This window comes from Streptomyces sp. NPDC050842 (assembly GCF_044456565.1).
In the GTDB taxonomy this organism is placed as follows: Bacteria; Actinomycetota; Actinomycetes; order Streptomycetales; family Streptomycetaceae; genus Streptomyces.
Genome location: NZ_JBITGA010000013.1, coordinates 188,338 through 202,751, shown reverse-complemented (window position 1 = coordinate 202,751; position 14,414 = coordinate 188,338). Strand labels below are relative to the sequence as shown.

Sequence of the window (14,414 nt, the reverse complement as noted above, 5' to 3'; positions counted from 1 at the left end):
ATCCGCTCGACCTCCCGAAGGGGCCCTTCGCCCTGCCCACATGAGGTTGGCTCACTCCGAACCCCGTTCCACGTCGCACCCCGGGTACTCGTCATGGCGTCCCGGGTCTCCTTCGCCCTCAATCACCCTTCACCTTCCGGGAAAGAACCGACGCCGACCCCGGCGGCCGACCCGTCTGACGTTCGACGCCTTGCCGCCGTCGAGGACGGCGACCCTGCCGACCGTGACGGCTTCTTCGTGCCCGCTCGCCGGACGTACGGCACGGGCCTGTTCCTCACCGCAGCGTGAACACGACCGACCGACCGAAAGGATTCTCCTCTCATGTTCGGCACACTCATGCTCATCGCCGTTCCCACCGTGCTCTTCCGGCTGCTCGGCGCGCTCGGCGTCGGACGGTTCGCGACCTGGCGGGTGTCCGTCCTGCACGGCCTCGCGGTCATGCTGGTGTTCACGGCCGGCGCGCACTTCGTCCCGACCGCCCTCGGCCCGATGCCCGGCCACCACGACCTGGTCGCGATGGTCCCGCCGTTCGTGCCGTTCCCTCGCCTCGCGGTCTACGCGACGGGCGTCCTGGAACTCCTCGGCGCCGCCGGACTCGTCCGGGAGGCCACCCGACCGATGGCCGGGCTCGGACTCGCCGCGCTGTTCGTCCTGATGCTCCCGGCCAACATCCACGCGGCCGTCGAGCAGATCCCGTTCAACGGGGAGCCGGCGACGCCCCTGTGGTTCAGGATTCCTGAGCAGATGATCTTCATCGGTGTCGCGCTGTGGGCCTACGCCCCGGCCCGTTCCGCGGCTGCCCGCCGGGCCGACGGGGTACGTGCTTAGGGGCACGAACTGGTCCGACGAGCCTCGGGAGCCAGTGGGTGACGTCCACCGCCGGCACCAGGCGCCTATCGGCAGCCTGCGGCTGACGCCCAGGTGAGCGAGCCAGTTCGAGAACATTTCGGCTCATCGATAGCCTGCGTCATCATGATGCGCACGTGGATCTTGTCTCTCCTGCTTGTGCTCTGCGGCTCACTCGTCGCGACCGGGCTGGTCTTCAGCGGGAGCCCCGGCGAGGCCGCAGCACTCCTGCTGGTGTTTGTGCTGCTCGCAGGCGTGCACTCACCTCTGGTCTTCCCGAGATCAATCGGTACGCGGGAGGCGCAACGCCGCAGCACGGTCGACGGCCGCCCGGTCGTCTACTGGCGTCCGGGCTGCAAGTACTGCCTGCGCCTGCGCATCCGGCTCGGTCGTCGCGCCCGCCAGTGCCATTGGGTCAACATCTGGCGTGACCCGGCTGGAGCGGCAGCGGTGAGGGCGGTCAACGATGGCAATGAGACCGTGCCGACCGTCGTCGTGGCCGGCCGGCCACACACCAACCCCGATCCTGCATGGGTGCGCGAACAACTCTCGCCTTCCGCGTGATCGGGAGTGGTGTCACATCGGCGAGGCGCCCGAAGGCACGAAAGATCGTCAGGAGGAGGTGGTGTGAGCGACGCAGCTCGGGGGCGTTCGACGTGAAGATCAGGAAGGCTGGCGCACATGGTTTCGGTATTGCAGAACATGGCGATTGGCTGTGCGGATGCCTACGAGCCCGCCGTCCAAGCGGACGGCGAGCTTCAGGCTGGACGCCGCCCGGCGGCTCCTTGGGAAGCGCCCCCTTTGCCGCGCGCCTAAGGGCGGCCGTTGCGGCGGCTGTACGTGTCGCTGGCCGTGGGTACGGAGTTGTGGACCGCGGCGGCGCCGAAGGACACCCGGTCGTGTTGGGCCTGGCGCAGGGCCTGCTGTTCCTGGAGCAGGCCCTCGGCCGTGTCCGTACGACTGCTGCCGCGCCGCATCAGCGTGACCGTCAGCAGCACTCCGATGCCGCCGAGCACTCCGAAAAGGGTCAGTAGAGCTATCACTGCGCCTCCCCCGTTGTTTCCCACCACCGTAATCGTCACGGGAAGCGCGGGGAAGATCGCCGGCGTCCCGGCCGACGCCGTCCCGTGGGCCGAGGGCGCCTTGGGCGTTCCGTCCGGGGCGCCGGCCTCCTGGTCTGCGGGGGCCGTCGCTCCCCCTGATCGGCCGATCGTCGAATCCGTTGACCTTGAAGAACCCCTTCCGCCGCGCCGCTCAGCGCAGGAGGCTCGGGCTCGCCGCCGTCAGGACTCCGGCGATCCGGTCCCACGTCTCCGTCGCGCGCGGCAGCGGTGGCAGGAGTGCGCCCTCACCCGTGCCCCAGGCCGTGGCCAGAGCCACGGGATCGTCGCCGGTGACCGCGCCCCCGGCGAGTGCGGCCGCGCCCAGGGCGACGAGTTCCTCGGCTGCCGGGACGACCAGGGGCCGCCCGGACAGTCTGCGTACGGTGTCGGTCCAGACCCTGCCGCGTGCGCCGCCGCCGATCAGGCGCAGCGGACGGTCGCGTACGGCGGAGTCCGTCAGGTCGAGGCCGCAGGCGGCGAGGAGTTCGTCGAGGGCGCGCAGGACGGTGAAGGCCGCGCCTTCGTAGGCGGCGCCGAGGATCGCACGCGGGTCGGTGGTGTGCCGGATGCCGGTGACGAGTCCGGCGGCGTGCGGCAGGTCGGGGGTGCGTTCGCCGTCGAGGTACGGGAGGACGACCACGTCGCCGCCCGGCGCGGCGTCCTCCCGGTCGAGGCCGAGGAGCGCGGCGAACCGGTCCACGGCGAGCGTGCAGTTGAGGGTGCAGCCGAGCGGAAGGTACGTGCCGTCGGTGGCGGCGAATCCGGCGAGCCCGGGATGGGCCGGTCGGGCGCGGGTGGCGGCGAAGGCCGTGCCGGACGTGCCGAGGCTGACGACCGGGTGGTCCAGCAGGCCCGCGCCGCCGAGGCCGAGGCCCACGGCGGCGGCCATGTTGTCGCCGGTGCCGGCGGCGACGACGACCGTACGGGGCAGTCCCAGGGCCTCCGCGGCGGTCGCGGTGAGGGTGCCGACGTGTGTGGCACCGGTGGGGGCGACGATGGGCAGGAGGGCGGGGTCCAGGCCCAGGACGTCCAGGATCGCGGGGTCGTAGCTGCCCGCGGGGTCGTAGCTGCCCGCGGGGTCGTATGTGGCCGTGGGGACGTGGGTGCCCGTGCGGTCGTAGGTGCCTGTGCGGTCGTAGGTGGCCGTGGGGGTGTCGGTGCCCGTGCGGTCGTGGGTGCCCGTGCGGTCGTGGGCCGCCTTGGGGGCGTCTGCGCCCGTGGTTTCGTCGGTGCCTACCGATGTGTCGGCGCCCGCGCCCCCCGTTCCGTACCAGCATGTGCCCGAGGCGTCTCCGGGGTCGGTCACGGCGTGGCCCGTGAGGCGCTCGGTCAGGTAGTCGTGCGGGAGCCGGACCCCGGTGGCCGCGGCGGCATGCGCCGGTTCGTGCTCGCGCAGCCACTGCCACTTCGCGGCCGTCATGGAGGCGACCGGGACCGAACCGGTGCGCTCCAGCCAGGACTTCGGACCGCCGAGACCGGCTGCGAGCGCGGCGGCCTGCGGTGCCGAGCGCGTGTCGTTCCAGAGCAGCGCCGGGCGCAGGGGCCGGCCGTCGGCGCCGAGCGCGACGAGGCCGTGCTGCTGGCCCGCGACCGCGATGCCCGTGACGGAACCGGCCGGGACGCCCGCGTCCCGTACCGCCGCGCGGACGGCCGTCACCAGGGCGGTCCACCACTCCTCGGGGTCGCTCTCCCGCGCCCCGCCCGTGCCGGTGACGGTGTGCGGCGCGCGGCCGACGGCGAGGAGCTCGCCGGTCTCGGCGTCGACCGCGACGGCCTTGGTGGACTGCGTCGAGCTGTCGACGCCGATCACGACGGAGCGGCTGGTGCGCACGCCCTCACCTCGTCTCTCTCGTGGCTCGTGGCTCGTGGCTCGTGGCTCGTGGCTCGTTGATTCTCTCGGGCGGGTCTGGCGCCGCAGCACTCCATCCCGTATTAGTTATGTCAGATAACAAATCCCGAGAGCAAGGGAAGGACACACCGTGCCGCAGCTCTTCTCCCCCAGCCCCGACGACCTCTTCACCTTCGGCCTCTGGACTGTCGGCTGGCAGGGCCGCGACCCCTTCGGCGAGGCCACCCGCCCCGCCCTCGACCCGGTCGAGGCCGTCGAACGGCTCGCCGCCCTCGGCGCGTACGGCATCACCTTCCACGACGACGACCTCATCCCCTTCGGCGCTTCGGAGGGCGAGCGCGACACCGCCGTCAAGCGATTCCGCGCCGCGCTGGAGCGGACCGGGCTCGCGGTGCCGATGGCGACGACCAACCTCTTCACCCACCCCGTCTTCAAGGACGGCGCCTTCACCGCCAACGACCGGGACGTGCGCCGCTTCGCCCTGCGCAAGACCCTCCGCAACATCGACCTGGCCGTCGAGCTCGGCGCCACCACCTATGTCGCCTGGGGCGGACGGGAGGGCGCCGAGTCCGGCGCCGCCAAGGACGTGCAAGTGGCGCTCGACCGGATGAAGGAGGCCTTCGACCTCCTCGGCCAGTACGTCACCGAGCAGGGCTACGACCTGCGCTTCGCGATCGAGCCCAAGCCGAACGAGCCGCGCGGCGACATCCTGCTGCCCACCATCGGCCATGCCCTCGCCTTCATCGAACGCCTTGAGCGTCCCGAGCTCGTCGGGGTGAACCCCGAGACGGGCCACGAGCAGATGGCCGGGCTCAACTTCCCGCACGGCATCGCGCAGGCGCTGTGGGCGGGCAAGCTCTTCCACATCGACCTCAACGGCCAGTCGGGGATCAAGTACGACCAGGACTTCCGCTTCGGGGCGGGCGATCTGCGCCAGGCGTTCTGGCTGGTGGACCTGTTGGAGACGGGCGGGTACGCGGGGCCGCGCCACTTCGACTTCAAGCCGGTGCGCACGGACGGCTTCGACGGCGTGTGGGAGTCCGCGAAGAACTGCATGCGCAACTACCTGATCCTCAAGGAGCGCGCGGCGGCCTTCCGCGCCGACCCGGACGTCCAGCAGGCGCTCGCCGCGTCCCGGCTGCCCGAGCTCGCCGTCCCCACGGCCGCCGACGGTCTCGCCGCGCTGCTCGCCGACCCCACGGCGTACGAGACCTTCGACGCGGACGCGGTGGCGGCTCGCTCCATGGCCTTCGAGCACCTCGACCAGCTGGCCCTGGAGCACCTCCTCGGCGTCCGCTGAGGGGCCAGGGGCTTCAGCGACCGGCGAGCGTCGAGCGGCGGACCACCAGCTCCGGCTGGAGCACCACGTGTTCGTGCCGGTGCTCGTCCGCCCGCTCGCCGGTCTCCTCCAGGAGCAGTTCGGCCGCCTTCGCCCCGAGCGTGAGCGCCGGCTGCCGTACGGAGGTGAGGGGTACGGTCGCGGCCGCCGCGAACTCGATGTCGTCGTAGCCGACGATGGCCATGTCCTCCGGGACCCGGACCCCGGCCGCGTACAGCGACTGGAGGACTCCGAGGGCCAGCAGGTCGTTGGCGCAGAAGACGGCGGTCGGCCGCTCGGTGAGGCCGAGCAGGCGGGCGCCCGCGTCGCGCCCCGAGGCCACGTCGAGGCGCTCGGCGGGCAGCTCCCGGAGGGCCGAGGCGGGCAGGCCGGCCTCGGCGAGCGCGAGCAGGGCGCCCTCGCGCCGGTCGCGGATCTGCTGGAGGTGGGGCGGGCCGCTGACGTAGGCGAAGGAGCGGTGTCCCGCCGCCGCGAGGTGGCGGATCGCGAGGGCGCCGCCGGCGACGTCGTCGACGGAGACCGAACAGCCGGCGTCCGCGCCCTCGCCCTCGCCCGCGACGCGGTCGACGAGCACGGACGGGATGCCGTGGCGGCGGAACTCCCGCAGGTTCGCGCCGCTGGGGTCGGCCGGGGTGACGAGGACGCCGCGGACGCGCTGCTCGGCGAAGAGGGAGAGGTAGTCGGCCTCGTCGCCGGGGTTCTGGTCGCTGTTGCAGACCATGACGACCAGGCCGGCGGCCCGGGCGGTGCGCTCGGCGCCGCGGGCGATGTCGACGAAGAAGGGGTTGCCCATGTCGAGGACGAGCAGGGCCATGATCCTGCTGCGGCCCGCGCGCAGCTGGCGGGCGGACTCGCTGCGGACGTAGCCGAGGCGTGCGATGACCCGGCGGACGTGCTGGAGCGTCGCCGGCGACACCCGGTCGGGCTGGTTGATCACGTTGGAGACGGTGCCGACGGAGACGCCCGCCTCGCGTGCCACGTCCTTGATGCCGACGTTGATGCCGGTGGTGTTGCCGGCGTTGATGCCGGTGGTGTTGCCGGCGTTGATGCCGGCGTTCCCGGCCGTCCGCGCGGTGTCCGTCATCCGTCCCACCTGGTCCGTCCTGCCCCTGCCGCCAACCCGTCCGGGTCGGCTTCCGCCCCGCGTTTCATCCTATGCGGCCGCACGGATCCGCCCCTCACGCAAGGTGGAAGACCTCGGTCAGCGGGCGCATCGCGGCGTCGGGTGCCTGCCCGTCGAGCTCCTCGAAGAACTCCGCCATCTCGGCCTGCCACCGGGCGTTGACCTCGGCCGCCTCCATCGCGGCGCGCGCCCGGTCGAAGTCCGGCGTCTCCAGGTAGCCGACGAGCAGACCGTCCTCGCGCAGGAAGAGCGAGTAGTTGTGCCAGCCGGCCGCGGAGAGCGCCGTGAGCATGTCGGCCCAGACGTGTGCGTGGCGCGCGCGGTACTCGTCGACCCGCTCGGCCCGGACCTTCAGCAGGAAGCAGACCCGCTGCGCGTTCGCCATCCACTCCTCCGTGAACGCTTGACTGAAATGTTTCATTTCCGTGGGTCGGGACGCTAGGACGCGGACGCTCCCTTGGTCAAGAGTCTTGACGACACCCGGTGCGCTGGCTAGCTTCCCCCACGTAGTGAATCGATTCATTTCAAGGCTCCGAGGTGGACATGCCCGACATCGCTGCCGTGAAGGCCGCACTCGCCGCCCAGCGGATCGAAACGCCCTCCTGGGGCTACGGCAACTCCGGGACCCGCTTCAAGGTCTTCGCGCAGCCGGGTGTGCCCCGGACCCCGTACGAGAAGCTCGACGACGCGGCTCAGGTCCACGCCTTCACGGGCGTCGCCCCCAAGGTGTCGCTGCACATCCCGTGGGACCGGGTCGACGACTACGCGGCCCTCGCCTCGTACGCCAAGGAGCGCGGGCTCGAACTGGGCGCGATCAACTCCAACACCTTCCAGGACGACACGTACAAGCTCGGCAGCGTCTGCCACCCGGACGCCGCCGTGCGCCGCCGGGCCGTGGACCACCTGCTCGACTGCGTCGACATCATGGACGCGACGGGCTCGGCCGACCTGAAGCTGTGGTTCGCGGACGGCACGAACTACCCCGGGCAGGACGACGTCACCGCCCGGCAGGAGCGGCTCGCGGAGTCCCTCGCGGAGGTGTACGAGCGGCTCGGCGAGGGGCAGCGGATGCTCCTGGAGTACAAGTTCTTCGAGCCGGCCTTCTACACGACCGACGTGCCGGACTGGGGCACCGCGTACGCGCACTGCCTCAAGCTGGGCCCCAGGGCCCAGGTGGTCGTGGACACCGGCCACCACGCGCCGGGCACCAACATCGAGTTCATCGTCGCCCTGCTGCTGCGGGAGCGGAGGCTCGGCGGCTTCGACTTCAACTCGCGCTTCTACGCGGACGACGACCTGATGGCCGGCGCCGCCGACCCCTTCCAGCTCTTCCGGATCATGCACGAGGTCGTCCGCAACGGCGGTCTGGAGCCCACCACGAACGTCGCCTTCATGCTCGACCAGTGCCACAACATCGAGGCGAAGGTGCCCGCGGTGATCCGCTCGGTGGCCAACGTCCAGGAGGCCACCGCCAAGGCGCTGCTCGTCGACGGCTCCGCCCTCGCCGCCGCCCAGCGCGACGGGGACGTGCTCGCCGCGAACGCCGTCCTGATGGACGCCTACGACACCGACGTACGGCCCCTGCTGCGCGCGCTGCGCGAGGAGCGGGGCCTCGACCCGGACCCGGTCGCCGCCTACCTCCGCTCCGGGCGACAGGAGCGGATCGCCGCCGAGCGCGTCGGCGGGGACCAGGCCGGCTGGGGCGCGTGACCCCTCTCGACATCCGTTCGCATCCTGCCCGAAGGAAGACCACATGACCCCGGCCACCCACCCCGTCGTCACCTCCCTCGTAGAACGGGCCCACCGGCTCGGCTCCGATCCCCGCACCACCAACTACGCCGGCGGCAACGCCTCCGCGAAGGGCTCCGTCACCGACCCCGTCACCGGCCGCCCCACCGAGCTCATGTGGGTCAAGGGCTCCGGCGGCGACCTGGGCACGCTCACCGAGGACGGGCTCGCGGTGCTGCGCCTCGACCGGCTGCGCGCGCTCGTCGACGTCTACCCGGGCGTCGAGCGCGAGGACGAGATGGTCGCCGCCTTCGACCACTGTCTGTACGGGAAGGGGGGCGCGGCCCCTTCCATCGACACCGCCATGCACGGCCTCGTGCCCGCGGCCCACGTCGACCACCTCCACCCGGACGCGGGGATCGCGCTCGCCTGCGCCGCCGACGGGGAGAAGCTGACCGCCGACTGCTTCGGCGACACGGTGGTGTGGGTGCCGTGGCGGCGCCCCGGCTTCCAGCTGGGTCTCGACATCGCCGCCGTGCGGGCCGCCCACCCGCAGGCCGTCGGCTGCGTCCTCGGCGGCCACGGCATCACGGCCTGGGGCGAGACCTCGGAGGAATGCGAGCGGAACGCGCTGCACATCATCCGGACCGCCGAGGCCTTCCTCGTCGAGCGGGGCCGCCGGGAGCCCTTCGGGCCGGTCGTCGAGGGCTGCGCGCCGCTGCCCGAGGCGGCACGGCGGGAGCGGGCCGCCGCACTCGCCCCGTACGTCCGGGGGCTCGCCTCCCGGGACCTTCCGCAGGTCGGTCACTTCACGGACTCCGACGCGGTGCTCGACTTCCTCGCCCGCGCCGAGCATCCGCGGCTCGCCGCCCTCGGCACGTCCTGCCCCGACCACTTCCTGCGGACGAAGGTCCGGCCGCTCGTCCTCGACCTGCCGGCCGACGCTCCCCTCGACCGGGCGGTCGCCCGGCTGCGGGAGCTGCACGCCGCGTACCGCGAGGAGTACGCGGCGTACTACGCGCGGCACGCTACCGCCGACTCCCCCGCCATGCGGGGCGCGGACCCGGCGATCGTCCTCGTCCCCGGCGTGGGCATGTTCTCCTTCGGCCGCGACAAGCAGACGGCGCGGGTGGCGGGCGAGTTCTACGTCAACGCGATCAACGTGATGCGCGGGGCCGAGGCGGTCTCGTCGTACGCGCCGATCGAGGAGGCGGAGAAGTTCCGCATCGAGTACTGGGAGTTGGAGGAGGCCAAGCTGCGGCGGATGCCGAAGCCGAGGCCGCTCGCGACCCGGGTGGCGCTCGTCACGGGCGCGGGCAGCGGCATCGGCCGGGCGATCGCGCACCGGCTGGTCGCCGAGGGCGCCTGTGTGGTGGTCGCCGACCTCGACGCGGCGAACGCGGCAGCGGTCGCGGAGGAGTTGGGCGGCCCGGACAAGGCCGTGGCCGTCGCCGTGGACGTCACGTCGGAGGAACGGATCGGCGCCGCGTTCGGGTCGGCGCTGCTCGCGTTCGGCGGGGTCGACCTGGTCGTCAACAACGCGGGGCTGTCCATCTCCAAGCCGCTCCTGGACACGACGGCGAAGGACTGGGACGTCCAGCACGCCGTCATGGCGCGGGGTTCGTTCCTCGTGTCACGGGAGGCCGCGCGGGTGATGACGGCCCAGGGGCTGGGCGGCGACATCGTCTACATCGCCTCCAAGAACGCGGTGTTCGCCGGGCCGAACAACATCGCCTACTCCGCCACGAAGGCCGATCAGGCCCATCAAGTCCGACTGCTCGCAGCGGAGTTGGGCGAGCACGGGATCCGGGTCAACGGCGTCAACCCGGACGGCGTGGTGCGCGGCTCGGGCATCTTCGCCGGCGGCTGGGGTGCTCAGCGGGCCGCCACGTACGGCATCGCGGAGGAGGAGCTGGGCGCCTTCTACGCCCAGCGCACCCTCCTGAAGCGCGAGGTCCTGCCCGAGCACGTCGCCAACGCGGTCTTCGCGCTCACCGGCGGCGACCTCAGCCACACCACCGGGCTCCACGTCCCGGTGGACGCGGGCGTGGCCGCCGCCTTCCTCCGGTGAGCGGGCCGATGACAGGGCGGCAGCCACCCGCTCCCGACGCCCGCCCGACGATCCCGCCTCGGGACGTTTTCGCGGCGGTGGATCTCGGGGCCGGCAGCGGTCGGGTGATGCTCGGCCGCGTAGGTCCCGACGACCTCGTCCTCACCGAGGCCCACCGGTTCCCCAACACCCCGATCCCCCTGCCGGACGGGCTGCGCTGGAACGTCCTCGCCCTCTTCCAGGGCGTCCTGGAAGGGCTGCGCGTGGCCGCCCGCTCCGGCGGGGTCGCCTCCGTCGGTGTCGACACCTGGGGCGTGGACTACGGCCTCCTCGACGCGGACGGCGCCCTCCTGGGCGCTCCGTTCCACTACCGCGACCCGCGTACCGACGGCGCCGCCGAGGACGTGTGGGCGCGGATCGGTCAGGCGGAGCTCTACCGGATCACCGGCCTCCAGCACCTGCCCTTCAACACCGTCTTCCAGCTCGCGTCCGCCGCCGGAAGCGCCCAACTGCACGCGGCCCGGACGTTGTTGCTCATGCCGGACCTGATGGTCCACTGGCTGACGGGGACGGTCGGGGCCGAGGAGACCAACGCCTCCACCACGGGCCTCTTCGACGCCCGCGCGGGCACCTGGTCCAAAGAGCTGCTCGGCGCGCTCGGGGTGGACCCCGTGCTCCTGCCGCCCCTCCGCGCGCCCGGCGATCCCGCGGGTCGACTCCTCCCGTACGTCGCCGAGTTCACCGGTCTCGACGCCCGGACTCCGGTGACGACGGTCGCCTCCCACGACACCGCGTCGGCCGTGGTCGCCGTCCCGGCCACCGGCCCGGACTTCGCCTACCTGTCCTGCGGCACCTGGTCGCTGGCCGGCCTGGAGCTGGAGGCCCCGGTGCTCACCGAGGAGGCCCGGGCGGCCAACTTCACCAACGAGCGCGGGGTCGACGGCACCGTCCGTTTCCTGCGCAACATCATGGGCCTGTGGCTCCTGGATGAATGCCGCCGGACGTGGGCGGGGGGCGGTACGGTCGCCGAACCGCCGGAGCTGCCGGAGCTGCTCGCACAGGCGGCGCGAGCGGAGCCGTTCGCGGCGCTGGTCGACCCGGACGCGCCGGAGTTCCTGACCCCGGGCGACATGCCGGAGCGGATACGTGCCCACTGCCGCAGGACCGGGCAGCGCCCGCCCGCAAGCCCCGGCGAAGTGGTCCGTTGCGTCCTGGAGAGCCTGGCCCTCGCCCACCGGCGGACGCTGCGGCAGGCCGCCGAGCTGGCCGGCCGGGAGGTCACGCGGGTGCATCTCGTGGGCGGCGGGGCCCGCAACGAGCTGCTGTGCCAGTGGACGGCGGACGCCACCGGCCTTCCCGTGGTCGCCGGGCCCGTCGAGGCCACGGCCCTCGGCAACGTCCTCGTGCAGGCGCGGGCCGCCGGGCTCGTCGGCGACCTGCCCTCGACGCGTCGGCTCGTCGCGCGGACACAGCCCCTGCGACACTACGTACCGCGGAAGGACCCCGTCGGCCGCGCCGCCTGGGACGCGGCCGCCGCCCGAATCGAACCGTCCCCGAGGAACCCGTGATGCGCGTCGCCCTCTTCGTCACCTGTGTCAACGACGCCGTCTTCCCGGCGACGGGCGTGGCGACGGTCCGGCTCCTCGAACGGCTGGGCGTGGAGGTCGACTTCCCCGCCGCGCAGACCTGCTGCGGGCAGCCGCAGTTCAACACCGGCTACCGCGAGGAGACCGAGCCGCTGGTCCGGCGCACGGTCGGGGCCTTCGAGGGGTACGAGCACGTCGTCGTCCCGTCCGGTTCGTGCGCGGCGATGGTGCGCCACCACTATCCGTCGTTCGGCGCGGAGGCCGCCGGCCTGGGCCCGCGCGTGTACGAGCTGACGGAGTTCCTGGTGGACGTGCTGGGCGTGACGGACGTGGGCGCGTACTTCCCGCACAAGGTGACGTACCACCCGTCCTGTCACGGGCTCCGGATGCTCGGGCTCGGGGAGCGCCCCCGGCGGCTCCTGGAGGCGGTGAAGGGTCTGGAGCTCGTGGAGCTGCCGGGGGCCGAGGAGTGCTGCGGCTTCGGCGGGACCTTCGCGGTGAAGAACCCGGACGTGTCGGCCGCCATGGGCGCCGACAAGATCACGAACGCGCTGTCCACGGGTGCCGGGGTGCTGTGCGGCGCCGACAACTCCTGCCTGCTGCACCTGGGCGGCATGCTGAGTCGGCGCGAGGACCCGCTGAGGGCGCTGCACTTGGCGGAGATCCTGGCGAGCACGGAAGAGGAGCCCTGGCAATGAGTGGAACCTTCGTGGGAATGCCGTCCTTTCCGGAGGCGGCGCACGAGGCCGTCGGCGACGCGACGCTCCGGGCGAACCTGCGGCACGCGACGCACACGATCCGGGACAAGCGGGCGCGGGCGGTGGCCGAGCTCGACGACTGGGCCGCGCTGCGGGAGGCCGGGAAGCGGATCAAGGACGACACGCTCCGCCATCTGGACACGTATCTGGTCCGGTTGGAGCAGGCGGTGACGCGCGCGGGCGGCACCGTGCACTGGGCCGCGGACGCCGCGGAGGCGAACCGGATCGTCACCGATCTGGTGAAGGCCACGGGCGAGACGGAGGTCGTCAAGGTCAAGTCGATGGCCACCCAGGAGATCGGGCTCAACGAACACCTGGAGGCCGAGGGCATCGCCGCCTACGAGACGGACCTCGCCGAGCTCATCGTGCAGCTCGGCGAGGACCGCCCCTCGCACATCCTGGTCCCGGCCATCCACCGCAACCGGGGCGAGATCCGCGACATCTTCACGGAGAAGATGGGGAGTTGGGGACGTCCGGCTCCCGAGGGCCTGAGCGACGCCCCGGCCGAGCTCGCGGAGGCGGCCCGGCTGCACCTGCGGGAGAAGTTCCTGCGGGCCAAGGTGGGGATCTCGGGGGCGAACTTCATGGTCGCCGAGACCGGCACCCTGGTCGTCGTCGAGTCCGAGGGCAACGGCCGCATGTGCCTGACCCTGCCCGAGACCCTCATCTCCGTCGTCGGGATCGAGAAGGTGGTGCCGACCTGGCGGGACCTGGAGGTGTTCCTCCAGACGCTGCCCCGCTCGTCGACGGCCGAGCGCATGAACCCGTACACGAGCATGTGGACCGGCACGGCGGACGACGACGGGCCGCGGACCTTCCACCTGGTGCTCCTCGACAACGGCCGCACCGACGCCCTCGCCGACGAGGTCGGCCGCCAGGCGCTGCGCTGCATCCGCTGCTCGGCCTGCCTCAACGTCTGCCCCGTGTACGAGCGGGCCGGCGGGCACGCGTACGGATCGGTCTACCCCGGGCCGATCGGCGCCATCCTCACCCCCCAACTCCGGGGCACGACGAGCGAGATCGACGCGTCGCTGCCGTACGCCTCCTCACTCTGCGGCGCCTGCTACGAGGTGTGCCCGGTCGCCATCGACATCCCCGAGGTCCTCGTCCACCTGCGCGAGAAGGTCGCCGGGGAAGGCGGGAAGGGCCACCGCCTGGAGAAGGCCGCGATGAAGGCCGCCGGCTGGGTCCTCGACCACCCGAACGCGCTCGCCGCCGGAGAGCGGCTGGCGTCCGCGACCCGGAAGCTCCACCCGAAGCGCCTGCCGGGCCCCGGCGCCCGCCAGTGGTCCGACCACCGGGACCTGCCCGACATGCCCGCCGAACCGTTCCGCGACTGGTGGAGGAAGAACCGCACGTGACGCCCCAGCCCTCAAGCCGTGACCGGATCCTCGCCCGGGTCCGCGCCGCCGTCGCCGACGCGCCAGAGGCGCCCGCCGTCGCCCGCGACTACCGGACGAGCCACACCGCGGACGACCCGGCGGCCGTCCTCGACCTGCTCCACGAGAACCTCGCCGACTACCGCGCCCACGTCCACCGCACCCATCCGGACGGGCTTCCCGCGCTGATCGCCCGGAGGCTCGCGGAGCGCGGCGCCCGGAGCGTCGCCTTCCCGCCCGGGCTGCCCGCCGGCTGGCTCGCCGCCACCGACGCCGTCCGGCGGCCCGACGAGCCCCGGCTGACCCCGTACGAACTCGACGGCGTCGACGCCGTGGTGACGGGCTGCGCCCTGGCGATCGCCGAGACCGGCACGATCGTCCTCGACGGCGGTCCGGGTCAGGGCCGCCGCGCTCTGACCCTCGTCCCCGATCTGCACGTCTGTGTGGTCCGGGCGCCGGAGCAGGTGGTGGCCTCGGTCCCCCTGGCGCTCCCCCGGCTCGCCCCGACGCGTCCGCTCACCTGGATCTCGGGGCCGTCCGCGACGAGCGACATCGAACTCGACCGGGTCGAGGGCGTCCACGGCCCCCGGACCCTCGAAGTGATCCTGTTGACCATCGGCCCGACATGACGGAGGAGCGGTCGGTCCCTCGTC

13 protein-coding genes are annotated in these 14,414 nt (G+C 72.7%); 9 read left to right on the top strand and 4 right to left on the bottom strand.

Annotated features, from left to right (window positions below; genetic code table 11):
* Positions 1-321: 321 nt before the first annotated feature.
* Both ACIBG6_RS35115 and ACIBG6_RS35110 read left to right on the top strand, forming a co-directional pair.
* Positions 322-828, top strand: coding sequence for a hypothetical protein (locus ACIBG6_RS35115; RefSeq protein WP_399226775.1), 507 nt, complete (start codon positions 322-324; stop codon positions 826-828).
* A 144-nt stretch (positions 829-972) separates the two neighbouring features.
* Complete coding sequence (locus tag ACIBG6_RS35110; protein ID WP_399226774.1) at positions 973-1,410, top strand: glutaredoxin domain-containing protein; 438 nt, start codon at positions 973-975, stop codon at positions 1,408-1,410.
* 248 nt (positions 1,411-1,658) lie between these two features.
* On the opposite strand, the gene ACIBG6_RS35105 is transcribed toward ACIBG6_RS35110, so the two are convergent.
* Together ACIBG6_RS35105 and ACIBG6_RS35100 are read right to left on the bottom strand one after the other, a co-directional pair.
* The gene (locus ACIBG6_RS35105; RefSeq protein WP_399226773.1) at positions 1,659-1,889 is read right to left on the bottom strand and encodes a hypothetical protein; all 231 of its coding nucleotides are present in this window, start codon (positions 1,887-1,889) and stop codon (positions 1,659-1,661) included.
* Positions 1,890-2,100: 211 nt separating this feature from the next.
* On the bottom strand, positions 2,101-3,780 hold the full coding sequence (locus ACIBG6_RS35100) for an FGGY family carbohydrate kinase (RefSeq protein WP_399226772.1): 1,680 nt from the start codon (positions 3,778-3,780) through the stop codon (positions 2,101-2,103).
* A gap of 148 nt (positions 3,781-3,928) precedes the next feature.
* Here ACIBG6_RS35100 and xylA point away from each other — a divergent pair, with 148 nt between their 5' ends.
* Complete coding sequence (xylA, locus tag ACIBG6_RS35095) at positions 3,929-5,098, top strand: xylose isomerase (RefSeq protein ID WP_399226771.1); 1,170 nt, start codon at positions 3,929-3,931, stop codon at positions 5,096-5,098.
* A 13-nt stretch (positions 5,099-5,111) separates the two neighbouring features.
* On the opposite strand, the gene ACIBG6_RS35090 is transcribed toward xylA, so the two are convergent.
* Positions 5,112-6,221: a LacI family DNA-binding transcriptional regulator gene (locus ACIBG6_RS35090; RefSeq protein WP_399226770.1), complete on the bottom strand. Its 1,110-nt coding sequence runs from the start codon at positions 6,219-6,221 to the stop codon at positions 5,112-5,114.
* 94 nt (positions 6,222-6,315) lie between these two features.
* Complete coding sequence (locus tag ACIBG6_RS35085; RefSeq protein WP_399226769.1) at positions 6,316-6,645, bottom strand: L-rhamnose mutarotase; 330 nt, start codon at positions 6,643-6,645, stop codon at positions 6,316-6,318.
* A gap of 158 nt (positions 6,646-6,803) precedes the next feature.
* On the opposite strand from ACIBG6_RS35085, the gene rhaI reads away from it, so the two are divergent.
* Genes rhaI through ACIBG6_RS35055 form a run of 6 tightly spaced genes read left to right on the top strand, consistent with a single transcriptional unit; the run spans position 6,804 to position 14,390 of the window.
* On the top strand, positions 6,804-7,970 hold the full coding sequence (gene rhaI / locus ACIBG6_RS35080; protein WP_399226768.1) for an L-rhamnose isomerase: 1,167 nt from the start codon (positions 6,804-6,806) through the stop codon (positions 7,968-7,970).
* Between the two features lie 43 nt (positions 7,971-8,013).
* Positions 8,014-10,059, top strand: a complete 2,046-nt coding sequence (locus tag ACIBG6_RS35075) for a bifunctional aldolase/short-chain dehydrogenase (protein ID WP_399226767.1) — start codon at positions 8,014-8,016, stop codon at positions 10,057-10,059.
* Positions 10,060-10,067: 8 nt separating this feature from the next.
* A complete protein-coding gene (locus ACIBG6_RS35070) occupies positions 10,068-11,606 on the top strand; it encodes a rhamnulokinase family protein (protein ID WP_399226766.1) in 1,539 nt (512 codons plus the stop codon).
* A complete protein-coding gene (locus ACIBG6_RS35065) occupies positions 11,606-12,322 on the top strand; it encodes a (Fe-S)-binding protein (protein ID WP_399226765.1) in 717 nt (238 codons plus the stop codon). Before ACIBG6_RS35070 ends, ACIBG6_RS35065 begins: the two co-directional genes overlap by 1 nt.
* A complete protein-coding gene (locus ACIBG6_RS35060) occupies positions 12,319-13,743 on the top strand; it encodes a LutB/LldF family L-lactate oxidation iron-sulfur protein (protein ID WP_399226764.1) in 1,425 nt (474 codons plus the stop codon). Before ACIBG6_RS35065 ends, ACIBG6_RS35060 begins: the two co-directional genes overlap by 4 nt.
* A complete protein-coding gene (locus ACIBG6_RS35055) occupies positions 13,740-14,390 on the top strand; it encodes a lactate utilization protein C (protein WP_399226763.1) in 651 nt (216 codons plus the stop codon). Before ACIBG6_RS35060 ends, ACIBG6_RS35055 begins: the two co-directional genes overlap by 4 nt.
* The last annotated feature ends 24 nt before the right edge of the window (positions 14,391-14,414 follow it).

Bases quoted from the DNA above. Each gene is read 5' to 3' on its own strand.
- ACIBG6_RS35115 (WP_399226775.1), top strand. From the start codon at position 322: ATGTTCGGCACACTCATGCTCATCGCCGTTCCCACCGTGCTCTTCCGG.
- ACIBG6_RS35110 (WP_399226774.1), top strand. From the start codon at position 973: ATGATGCGCACGTGGATCTTGTCTCTCCTGCTTGTGCTCTGCGGCTCA.
- ACIBG6_RS35090 (WP_399226770.1), bottom strand. From the start codon at position 6,221: ATGACGGACACCGCGCGGACGGCCGGGAACGCCGGCATCAACGCCGGC.
- ACIBG6_RS35085 (WP_399226769.1), bottom strand. From the start codon at position 6,645: ATGGCGAACGCGCAGCGGGTCTGCTTCCTGCTGAAGGTCCGGGCCGAG.
- rhaI (WP_399226768.1), top strand. From the start codon at position 6,804: ATGCCCGACATCGCTGCCGTGAAGGCCGCACTCGCCGCCCAGCGGATC.
- ACIBG6_RS35075 (WP_399226767.1), top strand. From the start codon at position 8,014: ATGACCCCGGCCACCCACCCCGTCGTCACCTCCCTCGTAGAACGGGCC.
- ACIBG6_RS35070 (WP_399226766.1), top strand. From the start codon at position 10,068: ATGACAGGGCGGCAGCCACCCGCTCCCGACGCCCGCCCGACGATCCCG.
- ACIBG6_RS35065 (WP_399226765.1), top strand. From the start codon at position 11,606: ATGCGCGTCGCCCTCTTCGTCACCTGTGTCAACGACGCCGTCTTCCCG.
- ACIBG6_RS35060 (WP_399226764.1), top strand. From the start codon at position 12,319: ATGAGTGGAACCTTCGTGGGAATGCCGTCCTTTCCGGAGGCGGCGCAC.